Annotated in this window: 1 pseudogene; it reads right to left on the reverse strand. The window is 72.6% G+C overall.

From position 1 onward, the window contains the following. Nucleotides 1-318: pseudogene (locus CTR53_RS21095) on the reverse strand (IS21 family transposase); the annotation flags it as partial.

A 318-nucleotide genomic window follows, 5' to 3' on the forward strand; every position in this document is an offset into this window, starting at 1 on the left:
GCCTCCCCAGGTGCCTTGAGCGGGTGCTGCGCATGGACCATCCCGCTGCCCGGGTCCAGGATGAGCACCCGCGGCCCGTCCACGAGCACCGCCACCGCGCTCCCGCGCAGCCTCACCGGTACCGAGTAGCGGGCTGAGCCGACCCGCACGGTGGCGAGCTTGTCGACCTTGCGCATGATCGGCGGCGGCCCGATGTGAGGCCGCAGCGACGGCAACGGTGTCAGCAGCTCGACCTCGACGGCCAGCCGCTGCGCCGGGACCGCGCTCGTTTGGGAGTGAACAGCGGCGTTGACCTCCTCACACCACGCCCGGGCGTGC

It is taken from the genome of Ferrovibrio sp., from assembly GCF_002796975.1.
Taxonomy (GTDB): domain Bacteria; phylum Pseudomonadota; class Alphaproteobacteria; order Ferrovibrionales; family Ferrovibrionaceae; genus Ferrovibrio.